Below are 233 nucleotides of genomic sequence, written 5' to 3'. Positions count from 1 at the left end.
CGCGCCTTATGGCATCTATCTGGTGCACAACGGCAATATCACCAATACCGAACAACAGCGCGCCAAGGTCACCGGCAAATACAGCCGCCACCTGCGCACCACCCCGGATTCCGAGATCCTGCTGAACGTGCTGGCCGACAAGGTGGCAGCCGCGACCGCGGGCAACGGCAACGCCGATCCGATCCCCAACATCTTTGCCGGGGTGAAGATGACGATGGCGCGCATGCAAGGCG

The 233-nt window shown here is 62.2% G+C and carries 1 pseudogene; it reads left to right on the top strand.

What is annotated here, in order from left to right:
- Positions 1 to 233, top strand: a pseudogene (locus R0J92_RS26995) (amidophosphoribosyltransferase); the annotation flags it as partial.

The sequence above is a fragment of the Tritonibacter sp. SIMBA_163 genome (assembly GCF_046535935.1).
GTDB classification, from domain to species: domain Bacteria; phylum Pseudomonadota; class Alphaproteobacteria; order Rhodobacterales; family Rhodobacteraceae; genus Epibacterium; species Epibacterium scottomollicae.
Note: the sequence above shows the minus strand (reverse complement) of the source record. Positions and strands in the feature narration are given on the sequence as shown.